We start from the raw sequence: 23,135 nt of genomic DNA, 5'->3' as shown, positions 1-23,135 counted from the left end.
CAATTTCATACACGCTATTGTCGCACTACACGCCGCAAATCATTAGAGGCGCGCCTACTTCAACAAATCCTCTACATCCTGCTCCGACATCACATTGGAGCGATGCGTCGCCTGATAAAAAATCAAACCGCCGGTCTCATGCAGAATCCCCGAAAACTGCGCATCACGCGACCACACCGACGGCCCGTGGCGCGTCGATACGGAATGCGTCGTAAACCCTTGATCCCGAACCATCGTGCGCGCACGCAACGCATGCCACGGATCGGTCACCACCACCGCCGAGGACCAATGACGGTTCTCATTGTGCGAGTACTCCGCAAGGGCCCGCGCAGAGGTCAAGGTATCCGAACCGTCACTGATGGGAACAATTGCCGACGACGGCACGCCCAGCTTCTCCAAGTACATCTTGCCGGCCTCAGCCTCCGTGTACTGGTCGCCCTCCTGCTTGCCGCCCAAGGTTGCGATAACGGGGGCAGTGCCCTCCTGGTACATCGTGGCGGCCTTGTCTAGGCGCGCGGCAAACCATTCACTCGGCGTCCCGTTGTACTGCGCGGCCCCCATCACCACGATCACATCAGAGGGAGTGTCGTCATCATGGCGGGCAAACTGCCAAATTCGTAACGCCGTACCGCAGACCAATACAGCGGTGATCAACACGGCACCAACCACCACACGCCAGAGAGTCCGGCCCAACCAACGCCCCACACGTCCTCCATCCACGACCGCCAGGTACAGCCCGCTAACCTACACCCAAACACATGCGTGTAGGCAAACACTCCACAGTTTTCTCTATTCTTTAGATCATGGCAGTCATCCGGAACGACCACTACATCACTGAGCACACCACACACGTCGCCCATTCGGCGAACACCGCCCGCAGACGCGGTGTGCGGCTCACTGCAACCGCAGCCGCGCTCACACTCACGGGCGGGGTGCTCCTGGGCAGCACAACCATGCCCGAAGCCTCAGCTCAGGCGGCACACACCGCGCAGACCGGCGTCGTCGCTCAAAGTGACTCCACAGGATCAAGTACCGACACTAGCGGTTCCAGTGTGGCCACCCGCGAACGCATCAATGACAGCGTTGGGGCCCTCACCGACAGTCAGAAGAAGGACCTGACGGAGAAAATTAAGAAGCTACAGGTCGACGATGACATCGCGATGACTGTCGACATCGCCAACAGCTTTGGCAGCATGTCGGGGAAAGAATGGGCGCACGAGCGGTTCCAGGAGAACCCGCAGTCCAATGTGCTTATCGTGGCTTTCGACGTCACTAAGCGCACGCAGGGGGTGTACGGCGGGCGGAACGTCGGCAATGCTGTGACAAAGAAAACGTACGAGGCTGCCAAGGAACCACTCGCGGAGGATAACCCCGACTGGAATACCGTTATCACCGACAAAATCGACGCCGCGAAGGATGCGAATGATAATTCGGCGGCACTGTTCTGGCTGGGTGGTGGGGCTATTGCCATCATCGCTGCCGGTGGCGGTGTGTGGTACATGAACCGGCGACGCACGAAGAAGCAACAGGAAACGATGGTCAAGGATGCCCAGACCATCAACCCGGATGACACGACGTCGCTCAACGAATTGCCATACTCCGTGCTGGAGGAACGCGCGCAGGAAGAGCTCACGAGTACGGATGCGTCGATTCGGACAGCCGACGACGAACTCCGGCTGGCCATTGCGGAATTCGGTGAAGACCGGGCGCGGCCCTTCATCCGGGCCATGGATCACTCGAAGCGGACCCTGGAAAGGGCGTTCCAGCTTCGCAGCAAAATTGATTCGGGGACGGTGCGTTCTGAAGAAGAGCGCAAGGCCATGCTTGTGGATATCGTGAGCTCATGTGGGCAGGCCGACCGTGGCCTGGATAAACAATCCGACGAGTTCTCGCGACTTCGCGGGCTGCTCATCGATTCGGACCGACGGCTCGACGAGCTCACGCAACGCATTGTGTCGCTTCGCGCACGGCTACCTCAGGCATCATCGACGCTGAGCCAGCTGCGCACGAAGTACGCGTCCGATGCCCTGGCTTCCATCGCGGACAATGTTGATATTGCCACCGAGCACCTGGATAACGCCGAGCGGGCCGTTGATAAAGGCCGCGCCCTCACCCACCAACCCGCAGGTGAGCAGGGCGGACTCGTGGAATATATCCGCACCGCGGAAATGACCACCGGCCAAGCCGACGATCTTCTCACCGATATCGAGCAGGCCGACGAGCGCATTGCCGAGGCTCGGAGCAATATTCACTCCCTCATTGACGAGATCACCGAGGAGCTGACCGAGGCTGGAAAACTTCGCGCGCGGGCAAGTGCTCAGGGTGCGCAGTTCGACTTCGACAAGATGGATGCCATTGCGACTGAAGCGTGGGATGCGGTAGAGGACGCGCGCGCTATCGACGCGCCGACGGGGACGTCAGCGACTGCCCTTACTACGGGTGGCGACCAGGATGAAAGTGGATCAACCAACGCAAAGGGTGGAGAGCTCACGCGAGCCGGTGCTGATCCTCTGGCGATGTACAAGCGCTTGTTGGAGGCGGATGAAAAGCTCGATGCATTGCTTGAACAAGCGCGTGACTCGGACCGCGACCGTAACCGGGCGCTTCGGGTTTTCGATCGGACGCGCGATGATGCCGCCGCGCAGATTGAGGCAGCGGATAGTTTGATCTCTACCCGTGGTCAAGCTGTCGGCTCGCAAGCACGAACTTTGCTCTCTGACGCTCAACGGCAATTAAGCCAGGCGCAGTCTCTGCGGACCACTGACACGCGACGTGCGATCTCGGAGGCACGCCACGCTGGTGAATTAGGCAGGCGGGCCGAACAAGCCGCGCGCAACGATATCGATGACTTCACTCGACGCAATCAGAGTTACTTCGGTGGCGGCGGCAACGGCGGCGCCTTCATCGCCGGAATGTTGATCTCCTCCCTCTTCCACGGCGGTGGCCACTACGGAGGGTACGGCAACTACGGCGGCGGGTTCGGTGATGGATTCGGCGACGACTTTGGTGGTTTCGGCGGATTTGGCGACGGCGGTTTCAGCGACGGCGGCAGCGGATTCGACGGAGCGTTCTAACGCGCTCCGACGGTCGCCTGTGGTCGCGTGGCCGCCGGTGTGGCCGCCGGTGTGGCCGCCGCTCTCCTGGTAGCCGCGATCCAGCCGAACGCCAACCGGCCACCCCAGCCGTATGTTCTTACAGCAAGAACACCAACAACATAAACGGCAGGAGCACAATCAACAGCACCGTCCACATCCAGGTGCTTGTGACTAACTGCGACTCCAACTGCATCCGGGCAACCCACGCCAGGAACACTTGTTGGTCGGTGGTCATCGCAGACTCCTGGCCGGGCTCTAGTTCAACAACCACGTGCCGGACACCGCGATTACCGCCGGTGAACTGCCCTAATTTCGTCTCATCGGGCGTCTCGAACACGAAGTCCAATTTGCCGCAGTTGACGATATTAACTGCGGGCACGCCCTCCGACGCGCCGCTGGATTTGGACACTTCAGCACTGTCCGAAGCAGGATCGGCAGAAGGCGTCTCTGCGCTACCCATGTCCAGGGCCACACGCTTTGCACGCCCGATCTGCCCTTCTTTCCCCTCGCGCTGAGATTGCGGATCAGCGTGAAAGTTCTGCCCATCAGGCCCCGACGCGGATAGCCTCCCCTTCGTGTGTGGGACGAATGTCCACTCGGGCCACGACTCCGGATCCGCACTCGGCTCAGAGGACGGCTGGTCACCTCCCGCCACAGCAGCGCCTGGCTTCACCCGCGCCGATGTCAACTCCCTCGACTGGGAAAACCGCGCGATTAATTCGTCGTCACGGAAAAGATCAAGGTGGGCAACGCCACCGTCTTCTTTACGAGGACCCCACGATAGTTTCATTTAGCACCCTGCCAACCGCTCAGCCAGGTAACCCTGCAACTTGTCAATGCTGACGCGCTCCTGCTCCATCGTGTCGCGCTCGCGGACAGTCACCGCGTGATCATCCAGCGTGTCGAAATCGACGGTCACACAGAACGGCGTACCGATCTCATCTTGGCGGCGGTAACGCCGGCCAATCGCACCCGAAATGTCATAGTCGACGTTCCACAAACCGCGCAGGTCCTGCGCCACTTTCTCCGCCGTCGGCGTCAACGTGTCCTTCTTCGACAGCGGCAACACCGCCACTTTCACCGGAGCCAGGCGACGATCCAGACGCAACACCGTGCGCTTGTCTACGCCACCCTTGGCGTTGGGAGCTTCATCCTCGTGGTAAGCGTCGATAAGAAAAGCCATCAACGAGCGCGTCAGACCAAACGACGGCTCGATGACGTACGGGACATAGCGCTCGCCGGTGGGCTGAGCAAAGAAGCTGAGGTCCTCGCCCGAGCCCTTAATGTGGCTCTGCAGGTCAAAGTCGGTGCGGTTCGCAATACCCATGAGCTCGCCCCAGCCCGAGCCAGCGAAACCGAACTGGTACTCCAAGTCAATCGTCCGATCGGAGTAGTGAGCGCGCTCATCCTCTGGAACATCGAACTTCCGCAAATGATCGGGATCAATGCCCAGGTCAACAAACCAGTTCCAGCAATCCTCAACCCAGCGGTCAAAGTGCTGTGGGGCATCAGCAGGCGGAACGAAATACTCGATCTCCATCTGCTCAAACTCACGGGTCCGGAAAATGAAGTTCCCCGGCGTGATCTCGTTGCGGAACGCCTTGCCCAGCTGACCAATACCGAACGGCGGCTTCTTGCGGGACGTCGTCTGAACATTCTTGAAGTTCACGAAAATGCCCTGGGCCGTCTCCGGGCGAAGGTAATGCAGTCCCTCTTCATTGTCGACGGGACCAAGGTAGGTCTTCATCAAGCCGGAGAACATCTGCGGCTCAGTCCACTCTCCCGGCTGCCCGGTCTCTGGATCGGGAACATCCGCAAGACCATTAGCCGGCGGGTGACCGTGTTTGGCCTCGTATGCCTCGATGAGGTGGTCAGCCCGGTACCGCTTGTGCGTGTGCAAGGACTCCACCAGCGGATCAGTGAACGTCTTCACGTGGCCCGAAGACACCCAGACTTCACGCGGAAGAATAATGGACGAATCCAGGCCCACCATGTCACCGCGGGACTGAACGAATGTCCGCCACCACTGCTTCTTGATGTTTTCCTTCAGTTCAACGCCGAGCGGACCGTAATCCCACGCCGACCGAGTTCCCCCGTAGATTTCACCACTCGGATACACCAAGCCCCTGCGTTTACACAGGTTCACCACAGTGTCAATTACCGATGCAGCCACGCAAATCTCCTTGTACTTCACACGACGCGGTACGCCGAACGACGCGTTCTTCACTTCCGGTACATTCTGCGTCATGCGCCCGACGATCAACCGTCGACGCACCACACATAATCGCGTCCACCAGCCTAGCCCACAGGCACGACACGTCCACACACGGACACAGAAGAACCCGCTTGTCACAGGCTCCTAATAGAATTGTCTTCATGGCTTCATTACTTAACGTTGTACCCAGCGCGATAAAAGACCGTTTCTCATCAAAAAAGCACTCTGACAAGCAGTCCGACGACGAGCTCGATGGCGGTGAGAACGTCGAGAATGACAACCTTGAGAATAAAGAAAAGCCGTCGCGGATCCTTTCGGCTGTCGAACGCGCCGCAGAAATACAGGTGAGACCCATTGCGCGTTATGTCGACATGGTGGAATCCAAGCATGAAGGCGATAGCCCCACCCAGATCCAGGAAGTCATTAATAAACACTTCCGACGTCTCGCGACGACGACAGGTGTGGGTGCTGGAGCGTCGGCTGCCGTTCCCGGCGTTGGCACACTCGCATCCCTAGGCGTTTCGACGGGCGACGCGTTCTTATTCCTGGAGCTTACGACGTGGTACACCCTGTCCTCGGCGTACCTCCGCGGAATCGACATTTCGCGTCACAAGGACCGTACCGCACTTGTTTTGCTCGCGATCAATGGGTCGTCGGCAAACGAAGCCATCGCGACAGTGTTGGGAAGCGGAAGTGTGTTCCGCTTGAGGTCTTTGAGCCAGCCGGCTGTTGGGCAGGTCAATAACCAGCTGGCCTCGATGGCGCTGAAGAGGATTCGTAAACGGGCCGCCACCAGCATGGTTGCCAAGGCTCTACCGCTGGGTATTGGCGCGATCATGGGCGGCACCCTCAACAGGAAAATTGCCTCGAAAGCCATCGAACACGTCAGCGCAACTTTGGGCGACCCGCCGCTCGTGTGGCCGGACACTACCCGTGCCCTGGAGCAAGGTGACGCCGGAACATCCGACGCTGCCACGGCGTTAGAAACCGCATGGGAAAAGATGGCGCAGAGCGGGGATGACAAGAGTAACGACAAGAGCAGCAGCGACTAACGAACAAACGCTAACAATCATTGGAAACAAGGAACACGACAACGACGAACACCAAGGATACCTCCACTGGCGCCGCCGCCAGTGAGAAGACTGATGCCGAAGCCCCACGGAAGCATGATCTACGTGGACTTTTCCGCGTATGCATGATTCACCCGTACTACACATGGGGAGCGATGGCGGCCACATTGGCCGTCACCATCGCAGAAATCTTGATTCCGCTTGTCACCGCGCGGGCCGTCGACACAGCGACGGAGCAAGCGCGCCCGACCGCCTTGTGGTCGTGGATAACTTCCTCGACCGGGTGGACGCCGCTCACCGGCGTGATCGTCGTCATGGTGGTCATTGCGCTCTTGAGATACGCGTTCCAATTCTCGCGACGCTACCTAGCAGGGCAGATGAGCCAGTGGGCGCAGCATGAGCTCAGGATTCGTGTCCTTGGCAGCCTTGTTCGCCTGGGCGGTAAGGATCAGGACGACATCCGCACAGGGCAAGTTGTTTCCCGTTCTATCTCCGACCTCAACATGGTCCAGGGGCTCCTCGCGATGTTTCCGCTCGCCGCAGGAAGCGTCGTCAAGTTCGCCATCATTCTTGTGGTCATGTTCACACTGTCGTGGCAGATGTCGCTAGCTGCGGTGATCGTGACGCCAATCCTGGTCATCGTCGGTTTATGGAGTAAGCGCTCGATTTTCGCGTCGACCTGGACGGCTCAGCAGCAGGCCGCGAATGTTGCTACCCATGTTGAGCAAACCGTGACGGGTGTGCGGGTGGTTAAGGGATTCGCACAAGAGGAGCACGAGATCACCACTCTGGACAAACTGGGCCGGACGCTCTACGCGCTGCAGATGCGCGCTGCTCATCAACAGGCGAAATTCTTGCCGACGCTTGCTGAGCTGCCGAACCTCGCGTTGGTGGCCAATGTGGCGATCGGTGGTTGGCTGGCGTTGAACGGGCACATCACCATTGGTATTTTCCTTGCGTTTTCGACGTATTTGACGACGCTGACCGGCATTTGCCGCATGTTGTCCAATATGGCGATCTCCATGCAGATGGCCTTGTCGTCCGTGTCCCGCGTCTTCGATGTTGTCGACCTGGAAGCGGATTCCGATCCCTCTTCTCCCTCGCGCATTCCCGACGGTCCGCTGGGGATTTCCTTCGACAACGTGTCCTTCTCCCAGCCGCAGACGGACGCTGAGACTCAAACGAGCATTGATGGTGAGCGGTTGGACAGTAGGCCGGCGAACTCGGCGGACGCGTCAAAGCCTGCGGGTGAGCGTATTCTCAACCACTTTTCCCTGGACATTGCCCCTGGCGAAACCATGGTGCTGGTAGGCCCACCCGGCGCGGGTAAAAGCATGCTCGTCCAACTCGCGGAGGGGTTTTATCCGGCCTCAGAGGGGACAATTCGATTAACAACCTCGGGGCGTCCCTCCCCTGCACACGACGGCACCCACAAAGGCACTGGCGACGATAGTGACGTCGGCGCTGCCGTCGGCACGCACGAATCCCGCGTCGGCCAATCTGGATCCGACCATGAGTCTGTTGATATCACGGATATCCGAAAATGCGATCTGCGGCACGCGGTCTCCGCTGTCTTCGATGAGCCCTTCCTCTATTCGCGGTCTGTGCGAGAGAACATTGCGCTGGCGAACCCGCGGGCGACGGATGAGGACATCATCTCCGCAGCTAAGGATGCCAGCGCCCATGACTTCATTATGGAGCTGGAGGACGGCTATGACACCGTCGCTGGGGAACGCGGCCTGACGCTATCGGGTGGTCAGCGACAGCGGATCGCATTAGCGCGGGCCCTGGTTTCTGGTGCGCGCGTGCTGATTTTGGACGACGCGACGTCGGCTATCGACGCCACGACCGAAGCAGCCATTATCGCGGCGTTGAAGGCGCGGAAAGGGTCCGTCACGCTGCTCCTTATCGCGCACCGCCATTCCACTCTTGCGCTGGCCGACCACATCGCACTCGTCGAGGCCGGCACTGTTACCGCGTACGGAACCCTGGACGAACTCCAGGAGTCAAGCCCCCACTTTTCCGAGCTCATGGCCTTGCCCCGCCACGACGCCGACGCATCCGTCGTCCCCTTCGACGACGGGAACGAACCGGACTTGGCGACGCTGTGGCCCGCGGATCAGGACATGGATGAGCCCGGCGCGGCAGCCACCGCGGGAGACGACCTGTCTGCGTCCGGAGCCGCACTGGCAGGCAGTGGCCTAGGCGCTGGCCTGGGCCAAGGAAGCTCAGCCGCCGGAATGCCCGCCACTCCTGAGGTGCTGGCGATGGTCGAGAAACTCTCCCCAGCTACCGAACAACCCAAGATTGACGCGGAATCGTTCCGCAACGACTCCACACCGTTCAGTTTGCGCGGGTTACTTGGCACGGTGAAATGGCTACTCGTCGCGGTCATTGCCACGTTATGTGTCTTGGTCACTGCCGACGTCGTCTTCCCCATCCTCGTCCGTCACGCCATTGACGCCGGCGTCGGCAATAAAGATACGGGCGCGCTGGTCACCGCAACCGTGTTGGGGCTGATCATCGTGGTAGCAGCATGGATTGCCAGCACGATCAACACCATTTTGACCTCGCGGGCGGGTGAACGGCTGCTCTATGGGCTCCGTTTACGGTCCTTCGCTCACGTTCAGCGCCTCGGGCTCGATTACTTCGAGACGACTCAGTCCGGCCGGATTATGACCCGCATGACGACGGATATCGACTCCTTGTCGAAGTTCCTCCAAGAGGGTTTGGCCCAGGCCATCGTGTCGGGGGCGACCTTGATCGGTGTCAGCATCATGTTGCTGGTGACTGCGCCTCGCCTGGCGCTGGTGGCATTGACGTCGTTACCCATTGTGATTGTGGCCACGGTGATCTTCCGACGGATTTCGTCGCGCTTGTATTCCGAGGCTCGCGGCCAAATTTCAACGGTGAATGCGGATTTCCAGGAACTGGTTAATGGCATCCGCACCTCGCAGGTGTACAACCAGCAGGACTCCGATGTTGAGCGCTTCACGGATAGTGCGCTGGAATATCGACGGCTCCGCATGCAGGCGCAAACGGTGGTCTCCATTTATTTCCCAGGCATTAATGCGCTCTCCGAATTGGCTTCCGCCGCTGTCGTGGGAGTGGGTGCAGTCATGGTGCTCAATGGCACGGTGACAGCTGGTGTGCTTGTGGCGTTCATGATCTACATGAACCTCCTCTTCGCGCCCATCCAGCAGCTATCTCAGGTTTTCGACATGTATCAGCAGGCCGAGGTCGGGTTGCGACGCATTAGTGACTTGTTGTCGCAATCGACGTCGGTCCCCGACTCTGGGCGCGAGACGCATGTTCCGGAGGGCTCGTTGTCCTTAGACGACGTCACCTTCGCGTATTCGAACGGTGTGGACGTCCTTCACGAGGTGTCAGAGACTATCGACGAGGGCTCCACTGTGGCAGTCGTCGGCGCGACGGGCGCGGGTAAATCAACGATTGTGAAGCTCTTGGCTCGTTTTTATGATCCGACAGCTGGCGCGGTGCGGGCGGTGGATACGGATATCCGCGACGTCACCCTGGCGGCGTGGCGTGGGTCGCTCGGATTCGTCCCGCAGGAATCACACCTTTTTGCGGGGACTATCGCGTCTAATATCGCCTATGGCAAACCTGAAGCAACGCCGAATGAGGTCATTCATGCCGCGCGCTGTATCGGCGCCCTCCGCGCCATCGCCGCCATCCCCGGAGGCTTCCTTGCGCCGGTGGGTGAAGATGGGCGCGGCTTATCCTCTGGCCAGCGTCAGCTCATCGCGCTCGCGCGCGCAGAACTGGTAAAACCGCAGCTCATGCTCCTTGACGAGGCGACGTCGACACTTGATCCGGCCACGGAAAAAACGATCCTTTCGGCCAGCACGCGGTTGATGTCGAATCGAACGAGCGTGATTGTGGCTCACCGTTTGGCTACCGCGGCTCAAGCTGATCGAATCCTCGTGATGGATGGGGGGCGGATCGTCGAGACGGGGAATCACGATGAACTTCTCGCCCGCCACGGAATCTACGCTGACCTGTGGAAACACTCTGTCTCCGGAGGAAGCGACACCTAGGTGACACCAACGGGGGCACCCTCTTGTGCGGAAAAGGCCTCCAAAAGGGCCCCGTTTTGGGCGACAAAAGGCATAAGCGGTTACTCTGTAGAGAAGTGAGTCACAATCGACGAAATGAGGCGAGCACCCGCTGTGAACAGCGATAATTCCTTCGGCCAGAACCAGTGGCTGGTCGACGACATGTACCAGCAGTTCACGAAGGACCCGGAGTCAGTGGATAAGGAATGGCGCGAGTTCTTTGAGAAAAATGGCGCCCCCGAATCGTCGGCTGGCACCGAACCCTCCGGAGCTCACAAAGCTACCAATAGCAATACTGCTGCAAAGAAATCTGATACATCTTCTTCCGCATCTGGCGAAGCAAAAACTATTAAGGGCAAGCGCGCTGAACACCAGGCCGCAGAGAAGAAGCCCTCTCAACAAAACGTGGCAGAGAAGACGGCTGACCGAACAAAGTCACACATTGAAGAGCCTTCTGCCCACGCCCGAAATACGAACCAAGCATCGGCACCTGCCGCGGCGAAGCCCGCCCGTCACGACGAACCGAAGGTTCATAAGCGCGCACAAGTGCAGCGCGAATTACGGGCCAAGAAAGAGGCACCTTCTCAGAAGCGTGACCACGTAGATATTCCTTCGTCCTTGCCTGAGGCTGGGTCGAAGAAGATCCGTGGCCCGCAGAAGGCCATTGCGAAGAATATGGACATCTCGCTGGAGATTCCGACGGCAACGTCGGTGCGCGATATGCCCGCGCGGCTCATGTTCGAAAACCGCGCCATGATTAATGAGCAGCTCAAGCGTACGCGTGGTGGGAAGATTTCCTTCACACACATTATTGGCTACGCGCTGGTCAAGGCCGTTTTAGCTCACCCGTCGATGAACAACCGCTACGAGGTTGTCGACGGCAAACCCACCATCGTCACGCCAGAGCACATCAACTTGGGCCTGGCCATCGACATGACAAATAAGGATGGCAGCCGCAACTTGGTTGTTGCCTCCATTCCAGCTGCAGAGACGCTCTCATTCTCCGAGTTTGTCGACGCCTACCAAGACATTGTTGTCCGTGCCCGCAATGGCAAGCTGACTATGAAAGATTTCCAAGGCGTCACCATTTCGTTGACGAACCCGGGTGGCATCGGTACTCGCCACTCGATTCCCCGGTTGACCAAGGGACAGGGAACGATCGTCGGCGTCGGATCCATGGATTACCCCGCGGAGTTCCAAGGCGCATCAGAAGACCGCCTCGCGGAATTAGGCGTCGGCAAGCTAGTTACTATTACGTCGACTTATGACCACCGAATCATTCAGGGTGCGGAGTCTGGAGAATTCCTCCGTGAGCTGGGCCGCCTCCTGATTAACGACGAATTCTGGGATGACATCTTCAAGTCTCTGAAGATCCCGTATGTCCCCTTCCGGTGGGAGCAGGATCTGCCCAACATTGGAGTGGATAAAAATACGCGCGTGATGCAGCTGATCGAAGCGTATCGGTCGCGCGGTCACTTGATCGCGGATACCGACCCGCTGCAGTGGCACCAGCCGGGGCTTCCCATCCCCGACCACCGCGATCTCGATTTCGCGACGCACGGGCTGACCTTGTGGGATCTTGACCGACGCTTCCATGTCGGTGGATTCGCTGGACAAGAAGTCATGACACTTCGCGAAGTGCTGAGCACCTTGCGGTCTGCCTACACCCTCAAAGTCGGCTACGAATACAACCACATTCTGGACCGCGACGAGCGCCTCTGGTTGGAAGAGCGCATCGAGGCCGGCCAACCCAAGCCGTCACGGGCTGAGCAAAAGTACATTCTGCAGAAGCTCAACGCTGCTGAGGCCTTTGAGAACTTCCTCCAGACGAAGTACGTCGGGCAGAAACGATTCTCCCTCGAAGGTGCGGAGTCACTCATTCCGTTGATGGATGCCGCCATTGACACCGCCGCTGCTCAGGGGCTCGACGAAGTTGTCATCGGTATGGCTCACCGCGGGCGTTTGAACGTCCTGGCGAATGTCGTCGGCAAGCCCTTCTCACAGATCTTCACCGAGTTTGAGGGCAATATCGACCCCGCCTCCCCCGGTGGTTCCGGTGACGTGAAGTACCACTTGGGTGAAACCGGCCACTTCATTTCCATGTTCAATGACGGCGAAGTGGATGTCACGCTCACGGCGAACCCGTCTCACCTGGAGGCCGTGAACCCCGTTGCTGAGGGCATTGCCCGAGCCAAGCAGGACATTCTGGACCGCGGCAATGAGGGCTTCTCTGTGATGCCCATCCTGGTCCACGGCGACGCCGCGATGACGGGCCTGGGCATCATGCAGGAAACCGTCAACCTGTCGCAGCTGCGCGGCTACACCGTCGGCGGTACTGTCCACATCGCGGTGAATAACCAGATCGGGTTCACGACGACCCCGGATTCGGGCCGCTCCAGCCAATACGCGACGGACCTGGCCAAGGCATTCGGGTGCCCCGTGTTCCACGTCAACGGGAATGATCCCGAAGCCGTGGTCTGGGTTGCCAAGTTGGCCGTCGAATACCGACGCCAGTTCGGTAAAGATGTGTTCATTGACCTCATCTGCTACCGACGCCGCGGCCACAACGAGGCTGACGATCCGTCAATGACGCAGCCCGAGATGTACCAGATCATCGATAACAAGCCGACCGTGCGTGACATTTACACCCGCAGCCTGGTCGGGCGTGGTGACCTCTCTGAGGACGAAGTCGAGATCGTTAAGCGCGACTTCCGCGAGCAGCTCGAAACCGTGTTTAACGACGTCCGCGCCGCAGAGAAGGGTGGCAAACCTGCTGAGCAATCGGGTATTACCTCAGCGCAGGAACTGCCTCGTGGGCTGGACACTTCGATTACGGAAGAAGAAGTTGCCGCTATCGGCGATGTCTTCACCAACCCGCCCGAAGGGTTCCACCTCCACCCGCGCGTCGCTCCCCTGGCGAAGAAGCGTGGCGAAATGTCCCGCAACGGCAAGATCGACTGGGGCTTCGGCGAGCTGCTCGCGCTCGGTTCGTTAGCGCGTGAGGGCAAACTCGTTCGCCTGGCCGGTGAGGACACCCGCCGCGGTACGTTCACCCAGCGCCACGCGGTCTACATCGACGCGGAAAACTCCGATGAGTACAACCCGCTGCAGAAGCTGGCGCAGGACGGCGACAACGGTGGCCGCTTCCTCGTTTACAACTCCGCCCTGACTGAGTTCGCGGGCATGGGATTTGAATACGGCTATTCCGTCGGCAATCCCCATGCCGTCGTCGCGTGGGAAGCACAGTTCGGTGACTTCGCCAACGGTGCGCAGACCATTATCGACGAGTATGTGTCGTCGGGTGAGGCCAAGTGGGGCCAGCAATCGAGCTTGATCCTCCTGCTGCCGCACGGCTATGAGGGCATGGGCCCAGACCACTCCTCCATGCGTATCGAGCGCTACCTGCAACTGTGCGCCGAGGGTTCGATGACTGTGGCTCAGCCGTCCACACCGGCGAACTACTTCCACCTTCTCCGGCGTCATGCTTTGGGTGATCTTCGCCGTCCGCTGATCGTGGCGACACCGAAGTCAATGTTGCGCAACAAGATGGCGACCTCCTCGGTGGAGGACTTCACCAAGGTCAAGCGCTTCCACTCGGTGATTAATGACCCGAACTTCGTCGATGCCGACGGCAACGTCATCGGTGATACGTCGAAGGTGAAGAAGATCCTGCTGGTGTCCGGCAAGTTGTACTGGGATCTAGAGAAGCGGCGTCAGAAGGATGGCCGTGATGATCTGGCCATTATCCGTCTGGAAATGCTGCACCCGGTACCGTTCCGTCGCTTGAAGGAAGCGTTCGACATGTACCCGAACGCCACCGAGATTCGGTTCTGCCAGGATGAGCCTGCTAACCAGGGGCCGTGGCCATTCCTCGCGCTGCATCTGCCGGAGCTTGTGCCCGACATGCTCCCCATGCGGCGTGTGTCCCGACGGGCTCAGTCCTCGACGGCGACCGGTGTATCGAAGGTTCACCAGATCGAGGAGAAGCAGCTGATCGAAGAAGCTTTCGCGGACTAAGGCACAGACCTCTACTCGACGAAAGTGGTGGCCCGTCACGTACTCACGTGGCGGGCTCTTCGTGTGTTCTGATGCGGGAAGCGCACTTCCCTACCGGCTGCGCGTGATGCGCCTACCAGCTGCGGAAGCGCTTAGTCTTCTTTGGAAAACGCCAGCCCTTGTGATTGCAAATAGTTCTTCGCCACACGGTCAGCTGGCGCAGATTCCGCTTTCTTGTAAAGCTTATCCAGGTCGCGGGTCGAACCAAGGTTGCCCGACACCCACGTGAGAGAGCGTCGATCCTCGGTACTCATCGTGGGCTTGAGATACACCGGCACGATGTTCTGCGGAAGCGTGACCTCGTCCTCCGGAGTATCGCTACTCGCGTTCCGGGTCTCCGTTTCCGTGGAGCACTGCGCATTCGACGCGTCCGTCACGCTGATATCAGAAGGCAGGGATTGCGCAATTTTCTCCCACACTTTGCCTATCGTATTGCCCGGGGCTTTACCCTGCCGGACATTCTTCTTCATCTGGTCGAGGATTGTGCTGGCCGCATTCTTGTCCAGATAGTTCAGCAAATCACCCGCGCACACCAGGACAAGCGTATTTTTCCCGGCGCGCAAAGACTCAATCGCGTCCTGCACATTATCTTCCGACGCCTGCGTTTTGGCTTTTCGCGGCGTTGGGCGCCCAGCGTTGGTTGTGTCGAACACCTGGTCATAAAGCGCGGCGGTGATGTCGTCGTATTTCCCAACGGCTGCTGAGATCAGCACGGGATCGGTGTCGGTGTAGGGCAGCTTCTGCACGGTGGACACCGCGGTCGACGAACTCCCTGAGTGACCGTCGTCGCCAAAATCTGCTGTGACATGGCATGATGTCAGTCCGCTAAGGGCAAAGGCGGCCACCACACTGGCGGTAACGCTCTTTGTCATTTTGGTGACTTTTTTCATGCTATGACCACCACATCCACCACAGAACAATTGCAATAATGACCAGCGCCCCCACCGACCAGAGAGCCGCCCCGAGGCTCCGCGAGCGGTCCGCGCGGTGAACCATGAGAACGGACACGACCGCACTCACAGCATGGGCAACGACCATTTGTCCCCCATGGGTTGTCCAATCAGTGCTCGGCACCAGCTGGACCACAATTAAGACCACCGTAGCCAGCACCATTCCCGACGCCAACCCCGCGGCTATGCCGCGAATCAACGACACGAGAGGGGTGACCCGAGTTTTCTGATACCACTGCCGCGTTTCCGCAACGTCATACTGTCCGACCATCGTCTCGAGTTTAGCCAACCCGGCCGCTAAACCAACCTACGGCTCGTCATGGGCCCGCGCGACCCTCAAAACACGACCCGCACGCGACGAGGTGGTGAGGTTTTCTCACCGGCGCTCGGTAGCATAAGTAACTATGCCTCGGAATGATGACTACCCCGACACCGGTGAGCTAGTTCGGGCTGTGGAACATGAAGCGGTCATGAACGCGTCGGACTGGATTATCAACACCACCGACGCCACCCATTCTCCCGAGCCCTCGCACCATCCCGTGGCGCGGTGCGCGGTTTTCGTTGAGGGACGCAAAGTCGATGGCCCCTTCACCATCGCGTCGGCCCTGGACCGTGTTCACCAGGAAAACCAGCACGATTCGTCCGATCCCCACACCTCACACTCCGAGGAGGACTCCACCCCGCGGGCGTTTGTCTGGGTGTCGCTGGTCTCTCCCACCATGGAGCACATGGAGCCCATTGCGCGACTGTTCCATCTCCATTCCTTGACGGTGGAGGACATCGTCAAGGCCCGCCAGCGCCCGAAGCTCGAGATCTTGGGTGATTATGTTTTCATCGTCGCGCGCACGGTTCATTACGACCCGTCCCCCGTCGATAGTACGAATGAGTTCATTGAGACCAATGAGCTACACATCATCCGAGGCAAGGATTTCGTCCTCACTATCCGACACGGCGACGTGCCCATTCCCGACAATGTTCGGCAACGGCTTGAGCGTTCGCCTCAGCTGACGTCGGTGGGGCCGGCGTCGGTGGCATATGCCCATTTGGACTGGCTTGTCGACGATTATCTCCACATCGCCGAGGAACTCGAAGAAAAGGTGGACACCATGGAAGACCAGGTGTTTATCCCGGATTCGCCGGTGCATATTGAGCCGATTTATATGCTCAAGCGGGAGAACCTTGAGATGCGGCACGCTCTCGACCCTATGACGGCGGTGCTCAAAACGTTGACGGTGACCAAAGGGACCGCGGGTAAGAGTGTTCGGTCGTTGTATGGGGACATCCTGGATCACCACACCATTGCGGCTGATCGGATTATTAGTTACGACGAACGCCTGTCGACGCTGCTCGATTCCGCCGTCGCCAAGGTGTCGCTGCAGCAGAATACGGATATGAGAAAGATATCGGCGTGGGCTGCGATGGCGGCGGTGCCGACGCTGATCGCCGGTATTTACGGCATGAACTTTGACAATATGCCAGAGACGCATTGGGCCGCCGGGTACTTCATTGTGCTCATTGTCATGTTGTCCGCGTGTGTCGGGTTGTGGCTCATTTTCCGACGAAACAAGTGGCTGTGAGGGCTACTTACTTCCTGCTTGACCAGTTTTTGCGCGACAAAATCTCGCGGCCACGTTGTGCTGACCGGGGTTTACTCAGAACGTCGTATCGGCCCGCAACGATCTGCGTCGTCGACGCAAAATCACGGCGTCCCTTCATCGCACCATACGGAATAGCGACGGAAATCAGGCCGAAAAGAGCACCCATCGCAGCGCCCAATGCGAGAGGGCCGAGGAACTCGTTAGTAAATAATCCGACGAGGAGACCGAAGAAAACACCCATCCACGCGCCTGAAATCGCACCGCCAGAGAGCACCTTGCCCCATGACAAGCGTGATGTGACACGTTCAACCTGCATCAAGTTCACACCGACGATGGTGATGTCGTCCACCGGGAAATCTTCCTCATCAGAGAGAGAATCCACCGCGTGTTGTGCAGATTCGTAATCCTCGAAGCTACCGATGGGCCATCCTTCGGGGCGTTGAGGAAGCCCTTGGGAACCTTGTGCGCCCAAGGTGGCACCGAAACCTGAGGCAGAGGGTGTAGTCATGCCCTTAGCCTACTGAAATACGGCTATGACGTAAACACCCAGTACACTGTCGGACGTGAGTGCCGTGAATCGAGTTTTTGCTGGTCGCCTAGCGGGAATGGTTGTCCTTGGCCCCGATGGTGAATCGATTGGTCGCGTCCGCGATATCGTCGTCACCATCCGGCCCCGTGGCATGGCTTCCCGCACGATTGGCCTAGTTGTTCAAGTTGCTGCGCAAAACAGACAGATCTTCGTTCCTATGCTTCGCGTCGCGTCGATCGATCCGCGGGAAATCACCCTTGTTTCAGGTTCTGTCAACCTTCGGCCGTACCAATCTCGCGCCGGTGAATTGCGCGTCATGTCCGAGTTAGTGGGCTCCAAGATCCACATTGACGATCCTGAGCATGAGGATTTGCATGGTCGACCGGTGGATATCGCGGACGTGGAGATTGAAAAGTCACGTACCCGTGATTGGATCATCAGCCGCGTGGCTGTGTCTAAGGAGCGCAACCGGTTCGGCCGTCGGCCACCCCTGTCGGTGGTGGAGTGGAACCATGTTCATGGTTTATCCGTCTCCGGTGCGGGTCCTGCTGATGCAACGGCGGAAATCCTCGCGGAATTCGACGACATGCGCCCCGCCGACATTGCTCAAATCCTGCATGACCTTCCCAGCACCATACGAAATAATGTGGCCTCTGAGCTGGAAGATGCCCGTCTGGCCGATATCCTCCAGGAGCTCCCTGAGGACGAACAAATGGGCGTCCTGGAAACGTTCGACATCGAGCGTGCCGCCGACGTGTTGGAAGAAATGGATCCCGATGACGCCGCGGACCTCCTGGGCGAGATGCCTGATGATAAGGCCGACGTCCTCCTTGAGTTGATGGATCCGGAGGAATCAGAGCCGGTCCGCCGTCTGATGAGTTTCTCCCCGGAGACCGTGGGTGGCTTGATGACATCGGAGCCGATCATTTTGACTCCGCAGGCCACGGTGGCAGAGGCTCTTGCTCATGCTCGTAACCCTGATTTGTCGACGTCGTTGAGCTCGATGGTGTACGTGGTGCGCCCGCCGAAGGCAACGCCGACGGGTAAGTATTTGGGCACGGTTCACATCCAGAAGTTGCTGCGTGAAGCACCATCAACCTTGGTCTCCAGCATTCTGGATCCGGATCTTCCCCCACTTTTTGCCGACGACACCCACGAGACGGCTGCTCGTTACTTCGCAACCTATAACCTAGTGTGTGGTCCGGTCCTTGATGAGGACAATCACCTGCTCGGTGCCGTCGCAGTGGACGATTTGCTGGATCACCTCCTCCCCGAGGGGTGGCGTGAGCAGGAAATCCGCCCTGAGGCGGGATCATCGGGCCACCAGGCTGGCACGTTGGGGCGCGCTGCTGGAGCGCACGGTGCCCCCGGCCGCAGTTCTCGTGCCCAGAAGGCGGGGTCGGTCATCGTGAAGAAAGCTGGTGAGCGACGACGCGACCGCCAACAGGGATCCACTCCGCAGGGTCCGTCGGCAGGGAATTCTCACTCAAACTAACCCACGAGAGGGGCTTATTATATGGCTGATTCGTTTGCTCGAACTGACCTGGACACTCCGGTCCGCGCTAAGCGCCGCTCGTTACTGTCGATGGATGGTGATGCGGTCGGCGTTGCTGCGGAAAAGGTTGCTCGTTTCCTCGGAACCGGTAAGTATTTAGGCTGGCAGACCATCATCGTGACGGCCTGGATCCTCCTGAATATCGGCGGAATGTGGTGGAACTGGGACCCGTACCCATTCATCCTGCTCAACCTCGCCTTTTCCACGCAGGCGGCCTATGCAGCTCCCCTGATTTTGTTGGCACAGAACCGCCAGGATGACCGCGACCGCGTCACGCTGAACGAAGACCGCCGCCGTGCGGCCCAAACAAAGGCGGATACGGAATTCTTGGCACGCGAGCTCGCCGGGGTTCGTATCGCCCTGGGAGAAACCGTGACCCGCGACTACCTGCGGCACGAGCTCGAGGACCTCACCACAGTCCTTCAGCGCATTGAGGGCCGTCTGGATGACGCTGCCGCGGATGCGCCGGTGGACCTGGAATACATGGGCGATGATGAGCGTCGCGCGGGATTGGACAGCCCTAGCGGCCAACACAATGAGTCGTCGTAGGATGGTGGCGTTATGGCATCTGAATCTACTATCACCGAATCCACTGTTCGCGACGCATTAGCCCAAGTCAAAGACCCCGATATCGGCATGCCGCTCACCGATTTAGGCATGGTGAAATCGGTCGCCATCGACGGCGCTGATGTTTCGGCGGAGATTTATCTCACCATCGCCGGTTGCCCCATGAAAAACAAGCTTGTCGACGATTCTCGCGCGGCGATCGAGGGCATTGAGGGTGTTGGGAACGTCACCGTCACCACGGATGTCATGAACGACGAGCAGCGCCGCGAGTTGCGGAAGAAGGCCCGCGGTGGCGTCGATGAGCCGGAGATTCCGTTTAGTAAGCCTGATTGTCACACGCGCGTGTATGCCGTGGCCTCCGGCAAGGGTGGCGTCGGTAAGTCGTCGATGACCGTCAACATTGCCACTGCGCTGGCCGCGAAGGGACTGAATGTCGGGGTGCTTGATGCCGATATTTACGGCCACTCGATCCCCGGAATGTTAGGGTCGGACGACCGCCCGTACCAGGTGGATGACATGATCATGCCGCCGCAGGCACACGGCATCAAGATGATCTCCATCGGCCACTTTATTGAGGGCAACTCCCCTATCGTGTGGCGCGGTCCGATGCTGCACCGCGCTATCCAGCAGTTCCTTGCCGACGTTTTTTGGGGTGATCTCGATGTTCTGCTTCTCGACCTGCCCCCCGGCACCGGTGACATTGCGATTACCGTCGCCCAGCTCATACCGAATGCTGAACTCCTCATTGTGACGACGCCACAGATGGCCGCGGCTGAAGTCGCTGAGCGGGCGGGGTCCATCTCGCAGCAGACTCAGCAGCGCATCGCTGGTGTTATTGAGAATATGAGCTACTTCGTCATGCCCGATGGCTCACACAACGAGATCTTCGGCGAGGGCGGCGGCGAGATTGTCGCCGATCGGCTGTCCCGGATTACGGGGACTAAGGTGCCGCTGATGGGGCAGGTTCCTCTTGATCCCGCTTTGCGCGAGGGTGGCGACGGTGGCGAACCGATCGCCATTTCTTCCCCGGAATCTGAAACGGGTGCGGCGCTGAATGCCATCGCGGACCAGCTCACTCACCGTCGGACGTCTTTGGCGGGTAAGTCGCTGGGCCTTGGAGTGACGCCGTAGCGGGGTGCAACGGGCACTTTTAGAGGACTTCGTCGAACCCGCTCCAGGAGCCGTACACCGGCTTCTTAGCGTCGGTGGATTGTTCCTTTCCTGGCTCCCCTGTTGCCGTTCCCCGTCCACTATCACGGCCCTGTGAATCCGAGTGGGAACTCACCGCGTCACTACCTTCGCTCCCCTGGTTGTGTTTTTCCACTGAGGGGACCGATGCGCTTGATCCCGCGGCAGACTTCGTCGTCGACGAAGCGTCGTCGGCATTTTTCGTCGAAGAAGGTTTGTCAGCGGCGAAATAGTCTTGGATGGCCCGCTGCGGGGTTGTTGTCCTCATCGTCTGCAGGGGCTTGTCGATGGCGTCTTTCGTCGCATCAAGATCGGTAGTGTCGTCGTCGAAGAGAGCTTTGGCGATGAATCCCTTCGCCCCCATTGATCGGTACGAATTGAATTGTCGGAGGGGCTCGCTAAATTCTTTGATCGGTTCGCTGAATTCTCGGAGATCCTCGCCTAGTTCACCGTCGATTTGTTTCCGCGCATCTGCGACGGCGTTTTTAATGGCCAGCCGGACCGCGCGGATTTCCTTCATAACGCCTGGTAAACGGTCGGGGCCGATGATGAGGAAGCCCACCACCACAATGATGATGACTTCCATCCAACCGATACTTGAGAACACGTCAGATATTGTACAGAGCTTGGCAAATGGGACGACGGAGTGACGGCGAGACTTCTAATGTCAGCGTTTTGGTGAGTTACTGCGGTCTTTCCATGCGCATCGCAGCTGGTCGGCGTATTCACCGACCGTGTCTATGGCGCTCATTGCCCCGTTCTCGACGGTGCGCATCACCCCAAAGGCAGCACTTTTCGCGGCACTCAACGCGTTGTCGTGCCGTAGGTCGCTCAATTCGTCGCCTGCTGCATAGACATCAGGGCGGTCGGAATCGGTGTCATGACCGCCACCAGTGGCCTGAGCTTTCTTCCCCTGGCCATGGTGTTCGGTCTTCGCCGGTGATCCGCTCGGATTCTGCGGGTCACAGTTGGTCGGGATCGCGGCCAGCTTATGCAGCAGCTCCGTCGACATGTGGACGGGTTCGTTCGCTGCCTCCCTCATGCGCTGGGCCGCATCGCGCTGGGCTTTGACATCGCGTCGACATTCTTCGCAATGCACGAGGTGGCGGAGAACTCGACGTTGGGCTCGCGGGGGCATTTCGCCGTCGACAAATGCGGCCACAGCTTCTTCTGACAGATGCTCAATCGAAGAGAATTGTCGTGGCTTTGACGAACGGCCCATTGGACATCACCCCTTGCACACTACAATTCGCCCGGCCAGGCTCAGCACGCGAGTTATCGACGAAGCACTGACACCGTCAGGTTATGTTCCGACAATGGGTGCGTCGATGATCTCTTTCTACCCAACGTAGTGCAAAATGCCTTCGGATGACTGCAAACTCTTCCTCAACTGGGCACGACCACGGTGAATGCGGCTACGCACGGTTCCCATTTTGATCCCTAAGGTGTCTGCAATTTCGTCGTAGCTCATGCCGACAACATCACACAACACGACGGCTACGCGGTAATCGGTCGGCAACGAATCCAGGGCTTTTTGCAGTTCCGGATCAATATTGGCGTCGATATAGGACTGCTCGGGGTCGTTCCGGGTCCCAGGCACTGCGTCATAGTTCTCAGGCAGCGCTTCCATCCGGATTGTCTGACGTCGACGCACCATGTCCAGGAACAAATTGGTTGTGATCCGGTGGAGCCAACCCTCAAAAGTTCCGGGCTTGTACCGTTTGAGCGACCGGAAAACCCTCATGAACGTTTCCTGGGTCAGATCTTCCGCGTCGTGCGTATTACCACTCAGGCGAAGAGCGAGGCGGTACACACCATCCGCATGCTCCGAAACAAGCTCACTCCAGCTCGGCATTTCCCCCGATCCAGCATCGAATGCTGCGGTACCAGTGCGAGGTTCGCTCCCCGCAGGGTGGTTAGCCATTACATCATCGCCTTTGTGTGGGTCGATTGTGGAAGCTGAGGTCGTGCGAGTGGGTGTATTCCGTTCGGAACGGTGAAAAGCGCCTGACGCCGGTGTCATGATTTAACTGTCACATGCATTCGTTTCCGAAGCATGAATTCCGCCTGGGAAATTCCTGTGAAGGTGAAACCACTGAAATCACGAACCCGCGAGGGGCATGTCACGAGGGGAATTGTAAATCATTTCCGCAGTAAAAGCCACGAATGTCTGCTTCATTGTCGCAGTTATGGGCGAGCCACACCCTTTACTCCGTCTCTATCACTAGCATGAATA

Annotated in this window: 17 protein-coding genes; 8 read left to right on the top strand and 9 right to left on the bottom strand. The window is 58.8% G+C overall.

Annotated elements, in window-relative coordinates; translation table 11 throughout:
- Positions 1-54: 54 nt before the first annotated feature.
- A complete protein-coding gene (locus tag CKROP_RS03225) occupies positions 55-672 on the bottom strand; it encodes a YdcF family protein (RefSeq protein ID WP_237698438.1) in 618 nt (205 codons plus the stop codon).
- Between the two features lie 131 nt (positions 673-803).
- Between CKROP_RS03225 and CKROP_RS03220 the strand changes: the two genes are divergently transcribed.
- A complete protein-coding gene (locus tag CKROP_RS03220) occupies positions 804-3,074 on the top strand; it encodes a TPM domain-containing protein (protein WP_012731308.1) in 2,271 nt (756 codons plus the stop codon).
- A gap of 118 nt (positions 3,075-3,192) precedes the next feature.
- Here the strand turns inward: CKROP_RS03220 and CKROP_RS10615 are convergent, their stop codons facing one another.
- A complete protein-coding gene (locus CKROP_RS10615) occupies positions 3,193-3,885 on the bottom strand; it encodes a hypothetical protein (protein ID WP_012731307.1) in 693 nt (230 codons plus the stop codon).
- Entirely contained in the window at positions 3,886-5,268 is a 1,383-nt protein-coding gene (locus CKROP_RS03210; RefSeq protein WP_012731306.1) for a glycine--tRNA ligase, read from the bottom strand.
- Between the two features lie 203 nt (positions 5,269-5,471).
- Between CKROP_RS03210 and CKROP_RS03205 the strand changes: the two genes are divergently transcribed.
- From CKROP_RS03205 to CKROP_RS03195, 3 genes are all read left to right on the top strand, one after another.
- On the top strand, positions 5,472-6,362 hold the full coding sequence (locus CKROP_RS03205) for a hypothetical protein (RefSeq protein WP_012731305.1): 891 nt from the start codon (positions 5,472-5,474) through the stop codon (positions 6,360-6,362).
- A gap of 20 nt (positions 6,363-6,382) precedes the next feature.
- Positions 6,383-10,438, top strand: coding sequence for an ABC transporter ATP-binding protein (locus CKROP_RS03200; RefSeq protein ID WP_012731304.1), 4,056 nt, complete (start codon positions 6,383-6,385; stop codon positions 10,436-10,438).
- A 180-nt stretch (positions 10,439-10,618) separates the two neighbouring features.
- Positions 10,619-14,473 carry a multifunctional oxoglutarate decarboxylase/oxoglutarate dehydrogenase thiamine pyrophosphate-binding subunit/dihydrolipoyllysine-residue succinyltransferase subunit gene (locus CKROP_RS03195; protein WP_420838947.1) on the top strand — a complete coding sequence of 1,285 codons (3,855 nt, stop codon included), beginning with the start codon at positions 10,619-10,621 and terminating at the stop codon, positions 14,471-14,473.
- A 131-nt stretch (positions 14,474-14,604) separates the two neighbouring features.
- On the opposite strand, the gene CKROP_RS03190 is transcribed toward CKROP_RS03195, so the two are convergent.
- Both CKROP_RS03190 and CKROP_RS03185 read right to left on the bottom strand, forming a co-directional pair.
- Positions 14,605-15,384, bottom strand: a complete 780-nt coding sequence (locus CKROP_RS03190) for a type 1 glutamine amidotransferase family protein (RefSeq protein WP_148209629.1) — start codon at positions 15,382-15,384, stop codon at positions 14,605-14,607.
- Between the two features lie 19 nt (positions 15,385-15,403).
- Entirely contained in the window at positions 15,404-15,733 is a 330-nt protein-coding gene (locus tag CKROP_RS03185; RefSeq protein WP_012731301.1) for a hypothetical protein, read from the bottom strand.
- A 133-nt stretch (positions 15,734-15,866) separates the two neighbouring features.
- Here CKROP_RS03185 and corA point away from each other — a divergent pair, with 133 nt between their 5' ends.
- A complete protein-coding gene (corA, locus tag CKROP_RS03180) occupies positions 15,867-17,039 on the top strand; it encodes a magnesium/cobalt transporter CorA (RefSeq protein WP_012731300.1) in 1,173 nt (390 codons plus the stop codon).
- A 7-nt stretch (positions 17,040-17,046) separates the two neighbouring features.
- Here the strand turns inward: corA and CKROP_RS03175 are convergent, their stop codons facing one another.
- A complete protein-coding gene (locus tag CKROP_RS03175; RefSeq protein WP_012731299.1) occupies positions 17,047-17,568 on the bottom strand; it encodes a general stress protein in 522 nt (173 codons plus the stop codon).
- Between the two features lie 55 nt (positions 17,569-17,623).
- Between CKROP_RS03175 and CKROP_RS03170 the strand changes: the two genes are divergently transcribed.
- The 3 genes from CKROP_RS03170 to CKROP_RS03160 are packed head-to-tail and all read left to right on the top strand — an operon-like array spanning position 17,624 to position 20,842.
- Complete coding sequence (locus CKROP_RS03170; protein ID WP_081429387.1) at positions 17,624-19,084, top strand: magnesium transporter MgtE N-terminal domain-containing protein; 1,461 nt, start codon at positions 17,624-17,626, stop codon at positions 19,082-19,084.
- A gap of 21 nt (positions 19,085-19,105) precedes the next feature.
- Positions 19,106-19,693, top strand: a complete 588-nt coding sequence (locus CKROP_RS03165; protein WP_012731297.1) for a DUF1003 domain-containing protein — start codon at positions 19,106-19,108, stop codon at positions 19,691-19,693.
- Between the two features lie 12 nt (positions 19,694-19,705).
- Entirely contained in the window at positions 19,706-20,842 is a 1,137-nt protein-coding gene (locus CKROP_RS03160) for an Mrp/NBP35 family ATP-binding protein (protein WP_012731296.1), read from the top strand.
- A gap of 19 nt (positions 20,843-20,861) precedes the next feature.
- On the opposite strand, the gene CKROP_RS10610 is transcribed toward CKROP_RS03160, so the two are convergent.
- The 3 genes from CKROP_RS10610 to sigE all read right to left on the bottom strand — a co-directional run bounded on the left by CKROP_RS10610 (position 20,862) and on the right by sigE (position 22,922).
- Complete coding sequence (locus CKROP_RS10610; protein ID WP_148209628.1) at positions 20,862-21,506, bottom strand: twin-arginine translocase TatA/TatE family subunit; 645 nt, start codon at positions 21,504-21,506, stop codon at positions 20,862-20,864.
- A 60-nt stretch (positions 21,507-21,566) separates the two neighbouring features.
- Positions 21,567-22,121, bottom strand: a complete 555-nt coding sequence (locus CKROP_RS03150; protein ID WP_012731294.1) for an anti-sigma factor family protein — start codon at positions 22,119-22,121, stop codon at positions 21,567-21,569.
- Between the two features lie 117 nt (positions 22,122-22,238).
- On the bottom strand, positions 22,239-22,922 hold the full coding sequence (gene sigE / locus CKROP_RS03145) for an RNA polymerase sigma factor SigE (protein WP_012731293.1): 684 nt from the start codon (positions 22,920-22,922) through the stop codon (positions 22,239-22,241).
- Between the last annotated feature and the right edge of the window lie 213 nt (positions 22,923-23,135).

Source organism: Corynebacterium kroppenstedtii DSM 44385 (assembly GCF_000023145.1).
Taxonomy (GTDB): domain Bacteria; phylum Actinomycetota; class Actinomycetes; order Mycobacteriales; family Mycobacteriaceae; genus Corynebacterium; species Corynebacterium kroppenstedtii.
This window is presented reverse-complemented; position numbering and strand designations above follow the sequence as displayed.

Coding starts and splice junctions, on each gene's coding strand:
- CKROP_RS03220 (WP_012731308.1), top strand. CDS start 804: ATGGCAGTCATCCGGAACGACCACTACATCACTGAGCACACCACACAC.
- CKROP_RS10615 (WP_012731307.1), bottom strand. CDS start 3,885: ATGAAACTATCGTGGGGTCCTCGTAAAGAAGACGGTGGCGTTGCCCAC.
- CKROP_RS03205 (WP_012731305.1), top strand. CDS start 5,472: ATGGCTTCATTACTTAACGTTGTACCCAGCGCGATAAAAGACCGTTTC.
- CKROP_RS03195 (WP_420838947.1), top strand. CDS start 10,619: ATGTACCAGCAGTTCACGAAGGACCCGGAGTCAGTGGATAAGGAATGG.
- CKROP_RS03190 (WP_148209629.1), bottom strand. CDS start 15,384: ATGACAAAGAGCGTTACCGCCAGTGTGGTGGCCGCCTTTGCCCTTAGC.
- CKROP_RS03185 (WP_012731301.1), bottom strand. CDS start 15,733: ATGGTCGGACAGTATGACGTTGCGGAAACGCGGCAGTGGTATCAGAAA.
- corA (WP_012731300.1), top strand. CDS start 15,867: ATGCCTCGGAATGATGACTACCCCGACACCGGTGAGCTAGTTCGGGCT.
- CKROP_RS03175 (WP_012731299.1), bottom strand. CDS start 17,568: ATGACTACACCCTCTGCCTCAGGTTTCGGTGCCACCTTGGGCGCACAA.
- CKROP_RS03165 (WP_012731297.1), top strand. CDS start 19,106: ATGGCTGATTCGTTTGCTCGAACTGACCTGGACACTCCGGTCCGCGCT.
- CKROP_RS03160 (WP_012731296.1), top strand. CDS start 19,706: ATGGCATCTGAATCTACTATCACCGAATCCACTGTTCGCGACGCATTA.
- CKROP_RS03150 (WP_012731294.1), bottom strand. CDS start 22,121: ATGGGCCGTTCGTCAAAGCCACGACAATTCTCTTCGATTGAGCATCTG.
- sigE (WP_012731293.1), bottom strand. CDS start 22,922: ATGACACCGGCGTCAGGCGCTTTTCACCGTTCCGAACGGAATACACCC.